This window comes from Borreliella yangtzensis, from assembly GCF_014201775.1.
In the GTDB taxonomy this organism is placed as follows: domain Bacteria; phylum Spirochaetota; class Spirochaetia; order Borreliales; family Borreliaceae; genus Borreliella; species Borreliella yangtzensis.
In genome coordinates this window covers 1-7,231 of the sequence record NZ_JACHFG010000015.1, presented here as the reverse complement: position 1 = coordinate 7,231, position 7,231 = coordinate 1, and the positions used below count along the sequence as shown (strand labels likewise).

General features: G+C 25.2%; 8 protein-coding genes and 1 pseudogene. 1 reads left to right on the top strand and 8 read right to left on the bottom strand.

Annotated features, from left to right (window positions below):
* From HNP68_RS05775 to HNP68_RS05750, 6 genes and pseudogenes are all read right to left on the bottom strand, one after another.
* Window positions 1-461, bottom strand: a pseudogene (locus HNP68_RS05775) (DUF244 domain-containing protein); the annotation flags it as partial.
* A 422-nt stretch (window positions 462-883) separates the two neighbouring features.
* Window positions 884-1,453 carry a Bdr family repetitive protein gene (bdr, locus tag HNP68_RS05770; protein WP_183221353.1) on the bottom strand — a complete coding sequence of 190 codons (570 nt, stop codon included), beginning with the start codon at window positions 1,451-1,453 and terminating at the stop codon, window positions 884-886.
* Between the two features lie 12 nt (window positions 1,454-1,465).
* Complete coding sequence (locus HNP68_RS05765; RefSeq protein ID WP_183221351.1) at window positions 1,466-2,041, bottom strand: chromosome replication/partitioning protein; 576 nt, start codon at window positions 2,039-2,041, stop codon at window positions 1,466-1,468.
* Window positions 2,042-2,090: 49 nt separating this feature from the next.
* Entirely contained in the window at window positions 2,091-2,840 is a 750-nt protein-coding gene (locus HNP68_RS05760) for a ParA family protein (RefSeq protein ID WP_183221349.1), read from the bottom strand.
* The gene (locus HNP68_RS05755; RefSeq protein ID WP_183221347.1) at window positions 2,816-3,400 is read right to left on the bottom strand and encodes a DUF226 domain-containing protein; all 585 of its coding nucleotides are present in this window, start codon (window positions 3,398-3,400) and stop codon (window positions 2,816-2,818) included. The genes HNP68_RS05760 and HNP68_RS05755 overlap by 25 nt, the downstream gene beginning before the upstream one ends.
* 9 nt (window positions 3,401-3,409) lie before the next feature.
* Window positions 3,410-4,516, bottom strand: coding sequence for a plasmid maintenance protein (locus tag HNP68_RS05750; protein ID WP_183221345.1), 1,107 nt, complete (start codon window positions 4,514-4,516; stop codon window positions 3,410-3,412).
* Between the two features lie 387 nt (window positions 4,517-4,903).
* Between HNP68_RS05750 and HNP68_RS05745 the strand changes: the two genes are divergently transcribed.
* Entirely contained in the window at window positions 4,904-5,860 is a 957-nt protein-coding gene (locus HNP68_RS05745) for an ERF family protein (protein WP_183221343.1), read from the top strand.
* A 97-nt stretch (window positions 5,861-5,957) separates the two neighbouring features.
* Here the strand turns inward: HNP68_RS05745 and HNP68_RS05740 are convergent, their stop codons facing one another.
* Window positions 5,958-6,572, bottom strand: coding sequence for an Mlp family lipoprotein (locus HNP68_RS05740; protein ID WP_183221341.1), 615 nt, complete (start codon window positions 6,570-6,572; stop codon window positions 5,958-5,960).
* 21 nt (window positions 6,573-6,593) lie between these two features.
* On the bottom strand, window positions 6,594-7,022 hold the full coding sequence (locus HNP68_RS05735) for an Mlp family lipoprotein (RefSeq protein ID WP_183221339.1): 429 nt from the start codon (window positions 7,020-7,022) through the stop codon (window positions 6,594-6,596).
* Between the last annotated feature and the right edge of the window lie 209 nt (window positions 7,023-7,231).

The following is a 7,231-nucleotide window of genomic DNA, read 5'->3' as shown; positions in this document are numbered from 1 at the left end:
GCGTATTTGTTTTTATACAAAACCGCAATGTTATCATCGTGTGCCTTAGCAAACTCTCTAAATCCTAAATTTTCTAATTCTTTTCCTTTTAACATATATAAATTCTCTTCGAAAGGCATACTCATTCCAAAATATTTAAGCACTCTATTTACCATTAAGTCTTTTAGTCCTACGCCACCAATTAAAACAGTTCCTACTTCACTAGCACCATATTTATCTAGTTTGTTTCTTTGCACGCTAAAATCAAGATTTTTATTAAATCTAAAACACTCTTTACTACTTATCCCTGGTAATTTCTTGCCTATCTTGCTTAATTTACTTTTTTCTTTAATTGGAAAAGATTTTTCTTCAAATACTTCACAACCAATAAAACTTTGTTGTTCAAAACTTATCATTTTAGCCTCTCCATTGATACTTTTATTTTCTTGTATATTTTCTTGATTTTTTGTAACTTCTGTCATTTTGAAGTTCCTCCTATAAATTTGTTTATAAATAATTGTATAGCAAAAACTATTTTTGCCAACTTTTTAACAAAAATTTTTGCAAAAAAAAGAAAGGTTTTACTAAATTCTCAACTAAAGAACTTTGCTAAACCTAAAGTATAAATGGATTATTTTGATAACAACAAATTTTTAGCTATACACATATATATAGCTCTAAAATTATTTTTGTCAACTTTTTACATAATTCAATATGATTTAATTTAGAATTAAAATTAATTTGGATTTTTATAAAACAAAAACTTATTTAAATTCTTTTGTTAAAAAATTAAATAAGTTTTAATTTAAAATAAAGCAAAAATAAAATGTTATTTTCTAATAATGTTCACCAGCATTATATTACAATGTTTGAAAAAAGAAAATTATATATTATATATTATGTATTATTTTATGCCTTGTAAATATTGCATTAAAAATGAATGTATAAATGGTCCAAAAATTGCTGCTGCTATTATCAAAAAATGTACCATTCTGTTCCCCATGCTAAGTTTTAAATGCAAATTCTTTTCTACATTATCAATCTTATTAGTAAGTTCACTTTTAACAGAATCTATCTTAGTATTTAAAATAGATATGTCTTTTTGTAGATTTTTTTCTACACTATCTATCTTAGCATTTAAGCTTTTTTCTACATTATCTATCTTAGTATTTAAACTCTTTTCTACAGTATCTATCTTAGCATGTAAATTATCTATTTTGATATTTAAATTCTTTTCTACATTATCTATTTTGATATTTAAATTCTTTTCTACATTATCAATCTTAGAGTCTAAATTAGACATATCTTTTCGTAAATTCTTTTCTACATCAATCAATTTCTCTTTTAAATATTCAAAGTTGTAATTATCATTGTGAAGAAAAACAAAATCTATTGCTTCCTCACTAAACCCTATGTTTAAAAATTCATTTTTTATACTTTCTATATTATATGTTCTATACGCTAAATTATTCATAAAATCTCCATATTATCCTTTTAATTGTTTATATTCTTTCATAATTTTTTTAATTATTTCTTTTTCATCAAACAATCTGTCTAACAAAAACCCAGTGAACTTAGAATTACTTTTGTAAAAATCATAACTTTCTTGTTTTTTAAGCTGAAACCTCAATGGTTTTATTGGATTTTGTTTAGATTTTTTCAAAGATGGACTTTCCTTATCTTTCAATGCGCTTAATATTAATCTAAATCCATTATTTAATACATATTGTTCTTCAATAACCCCAGCCTCTATTGCATTAGCAATTTTCAAATAATTATACGCTTGAGTTTTTGCAACATCATAATCCTTTATGAAAGCATCAAAACTTTTGTATCCATCAAGTTTATAATATTCATTATCTTTAATTTCTTTTAATATTTTCATACATTCTATTTTATTAGAAACTCCTTCTCTAAGATTTACATATAATTTTTTCTTTAAAATATTATAACGATCTGTTTCAACACCATCTTTATTAACATTAGAAGAATCTACAAGCAATGCATTTCCTTCAGAATCAATGTCTCTTTTATTGATTTTTAATTTTGTATTATTGTTCACAACAATCCTCCTTAGCTATTTGTTCAGCGCGTTGAACAAATAAGTAAAATCATTTTAATTTTGTGCAAAAATTCATTAATGAATTTTTATATTCTTTTATATAATCCATTTGAAAATCAAAAGAAGAATTACTTGCAATTCTCCTATTTAAGTCTTCTCTTTCCGATATCATTCCTAAAAAATTTTCTTTAGAGTTCAACATTTCCAATAAATGTTTGTGTGTATTATTTTTTTTAAATCTTGTTATTATGAAATATGTAGGTAATTCTAGCCCTATCTTTCCCATAAAAAACTTTAAGAGATCAAAACTTTCAATTGTCCATTTTTCTGCTGTCAAAGGTACAATGACATAATTCCAACAAATTAAAGCATTGGTTAAGGTAAAATCCAAACTTGGAGGAGTATCAATTATTACATAATCATATGCAACATTTAAGTATTTAAGCTCATTTTTTAATCTAAATTCATCAAAAGTATGCTTATAGCCAAAAGCATTTATACTATGTAAAGTTAAATAGCTAGGTATTAAATCTAAATTATTCGCAACATTAACAATTGATTGATTAATATCTAATTTTTCTATTAGAATTTCATATATATTGTTTTTCCTTAAATCTATACCAAATTTTTGTATATCATCATAATAATAACTAGTAGTGGATGCTTGAGTATCTATATCTATTAATAATACTTTATATTTTTGAGCTAACAAAGTTGCAAATATTATTGAACTTGTGCTTTTGCCAACACCGCCTTTAATTGACGCAATGGTTATTATTTTAGGTTTTTTATTATCCATTTTGTTAGTGGTCCTTGTTCTGGGTATTTTTTCCCATAAAATTCATATACTTGTTTTTCTAAATCTGTAAACATATTAAACAATATTTTGTTATAGTGGTTATTCATTCTCTCTTTAAATAATAAGCGGTATAATCCCTTAAAGTAGAAAAATACACTTCCTGCTTTAAATCTAACTTCCATATAATATGCTCTTGCAAAGCCATAAGATTTTCTCTTCCCATTTACTTCATACTTTACAAAAGCCTTATTTATTGGTTTTCTAAATCCATAAAAAATCCCCAAAAATTTGTCCCCTTCTTTTTCTGGATATAGGTGAGTTTCCTGGACAATTCTTTCTCCATTATGCAAGGCCCTTACTGATACTCTAAATTCCATTCTTTTCTTTTTACTCTTTCTTTTATTTTCATAAACTCCAAATTTGTATAAATCCATCATTATTTTTGTATGGTACATTGCCTTGCCTGGTTCTTTTTCAATCTTTATGAATCTATCTTTATTTTGGCATTCAACCTTGCATTTACCTTTTTTTATTGTTTCTTGTGCAATTTCATTTTCCATATTCAATTCTCATATAACCTTTTTGCTAAATTCTTTTAGTTTTAAAGCATTGTTTCCATTTTCTAGCATTTCTAATAATTCATAATAATATGAGCCAAACACTTTATTATATTCTAATTTCTTTTTGCTATTCAAATAGTCTTTTATAATCGGTTTTATAACTTCAATTTCTTCAGTATTTCTTAGTCGATCAATAAGAATATTGAAAATGTTTGTCCTTATATGTTCATAATTTTTTTGTGAATTTTCTTTTTTTAATTCAATCGATCTTTTTAATTTACGCTTTATAGTGCTTAAATCTTTATATTTTTGATATTCAATAATAAAATGTGGTTTATTTTTGTATTTTTCATATATCTTTTGGAAATAAATTTCCAATTGTTGGGAATCGTATCCTTTTTGTTCTAATTTTTTTTGTGTATTTTCTAGAATTTCTTTCAGTTTGTTTTGCTTTTCTTTAAAGCAAGATTTATTAAAGTAAGTATTTTTATGTTTCAGTAGTTTAATCTCAATTCTTTTTAATTCTTTAAGCATTTTAATTTTCAAGTCCTTATTAACATCTAATTTTAAAACAAAAGGAAGAATTCCTTTACATATAAAGTTGCATTTATTGCCATAGTTTATTACTTGAAAATTTTCTATCATCTTTTTTCTTTCTTCTTTTACATTATTATTTTTATTACTTATACACTCTTCCGAATTTACACTCCCCCTTAAAGGGAATTTGTCTTTAAAGTGGTTATTAACCCTTTTCTGAAATCTTGTTTCTTTTTTTTCTTTAAAGAATTGGTTAATCTTTTGATAACACTCTTTTTTTGAAAAATTCAGTTTATAGTAAATTTCAGTTCCACAATTTACTCCTAAGTGTTTATAGTAATTAGATGTAACTTTTATTTCTTTTTCTAATTTGTAAAGATATTTTTGCAGTGTCTTTAGTTTAACTGGTGTTTGACCATTGCGTTTTAGATTTTTATTATAGTAATATAGTATGTTTTGTTGTGAATATTTCTTATGGTTTTTGTTTACGAACTGTAGTGTTGAGATAAGAACAATTAATTTGTGTTGGTGTTTGTTGCGGCAATTTGAACTTTTTTTATGGGTCTTGACTTCTTTCATTTTAAGTTTTCTCCTATAAATTTGTTTATTATTGATAATAATATAATGCATAATTTTGATTTAAAAGTAAATACTTTTCTAAAAAATATTAAATTAAATTATTAATTTCATTAATTAAATATACTTTCATAATTTAATAAAAATAAATTGATTTTAATTTTAAGTTGAGTTACACTACAAATAGCGTAGTGAAACTTTATCATTTAGTTTTCCTACCTATAATTTTGTTAATTTGCAAAAAATAATAAAAGGGTTTAGCTTAGTTCTTTTGATAAGAGAATCTAGCTAAGCCCTCATTTTTTTTGCAAAAATTTTTGTTAAAAAGTTGGCAAAAATAGTTTTTGCTATACAATTATTTATAAACAAATTTATAGGAGGAACTTCAAAATGACAGAAGTTACAAAAAATCAAGAAGATATACAAAATAATATGCAAGCAGAAATTAAATTCTTAAACGATATGGATACCCTAATTGTGAATTTACCAAGGATTGACAAAAGTCTTAAGGGATATGGTTATAAATATCAAGATTTCAATGACATAGTAGAAGAAATCCAAAATGTTATTAAAAAACACAATTTGGATCTTATGTTTAGGCAATTTCCAATCTCTAAAGAGGGGAAAAATGGCCAAGTTCTAGATTATATTAGAACTACATTCTACAGTAAAAGTACTGGGTACAGAGAATCATTTGATACACGAATTTATACAGAAAATTTACAATGGAACAATCAAAATGGTTCTAAAAATGTTAACACATTACCACAACTTGTTGGCGCATCTATTACTTATTTCAAAAGGTATGCTTTAGTTGCTTGTCTTAACATAAAAAGTGAAGTGGACACCGATGCAGCGCCTATTTATAATAATTATGAAAATGAAAATCCTACGCCTAATAAGCAAATTAGTGTTAATCAAAAGCAAGAACAAAAAAAAGAGATTAATCAAGAACAAAAAAAAGATAGATTTTATTACTACAGTATTTTTAAAGACGCTTTATCTAATATAAAAGATTGGGTAAATAGCCCTACAACAAAAGATAATATAAACGCAATTATTCAAAAAATAAGCTTTATTCAAAAAGTAGACCCCAATAATATTGAGGATATTAAGAAAATTGAAGACGCTTTAATAAAGCATTTTGAACAGAATATTGAGTTTAAGAGTATAAAGTATTGGGCCGAGCTTATAAAAGAATATTTCAAAAAAAATAATAGATTAAAGGATTTAAAAGATTTTGAAAGGTTTATGTCGTTTAAAAAGCCTATTTATGGTGCTAGTCCGTTAATATTCTTTGGAGCGTTAAAAGAAGATAAACAATTTGATTATATTTTTGCAGCATAGCAATATGTTTGCATAGTACACCTAAATAGCAGAGCCCCCGATAAGGGGGCCTGCTATGCGTATAATAATCAAGATGTGTGGTTAAGTACTGTTTTAGTTAATTCCAATTTGAAAGACTGGCATAATGGTTATCTTCATCTTCAAATTCATCTTTAAGACATTTATAAATTTCTTCATTAGAATTTTTACCATACATATCTCCAGCTATGCCTTTGAAATATTCCCCTATTAGGTTACTATTTTCACCGTGTTTATGATTATTACAGTTATTGCCGTTGTTATTTGATTGACAATCAATAGCTTCTTTAATATAAGTGTTTAAATCTTTGTCTTTTTCTTTTGATTGTCTTTTATTTTCTAAAAAATCATAAACTTTTTTAAAGGCACTAGCGAATTCTTTTTGCTTTTGAGTATTTTTAGAGAGCCAATTAAAGAAATCAGTGCATTTGGTTTTGTTGTCTTTGCACCCTTGTATCTGATCGGGTAATTTTTCAATTGTGTATTTAAATACAGTTACTAATGAATTAAATATTTTTTCTTCTTCTTCAGTTAGGGTTATTTTTTCTTCTTGAATTTCTTGTGTATCTAAATCACGCTTTTGTCTAACTTTTTCTTGCTGCATATTATTTTTATTTAAAGTGTCATTATCACTAGAATTACAATTGTTTAATATGAGTATAAATAGGCAAAATAATATATTGATAATTTTCATTCTTATTTCTTTTCCTTATTACTAATTGTTGCACGTACTACTTGCATTGCTTGCAAAGTTATCTATATCTTTGCCCCCGTTAAGAGCGCCTTTAACTATGGCTTTGAAAGTGTTTTTCTGTTCAGCTTTATCTCCAGTACAATTCTCAAGTTCTTTTTTTATATGGTCAAGTGCTGATTTTATTTTGTCTTCATCATGTTGTAAAAATGTATCAAATTCTCCAACATCAGTTAAAGCGGTTTTTAACCAGTCAAGTTGTGTTTTTTGATCATCAGTTAGTTTTTCTTTAAGTAGTTCTTCTTTAGATTTAGGTTTTTCTTGTTCGCTTAAATCACGCTTTACCTTATTTTTTGTTTGTTTAATATTGTTTTTCAAAGTGTCATTATCATTAGAATTGCAGCCATTGAGCATAAGTAAAAATAAGCAAAATAATATATTGGTAATTTTCATTTGTTATCTCCTTTTTTCTATTTAGTACAATAATTAAGTAACAAAAAAGTTTATTCTTGTAATTATAGACCCTATTTTTAGAAATATTGTTAGTTTATAAGGAGCATTTAGAAATGATAAATTATGTGTTTAGGATTATTGAGAATTTCTATTTAGAAAACCCATTAATTAGTGCCGTAATAATATTTGCTATGCTAGATATAGCAATT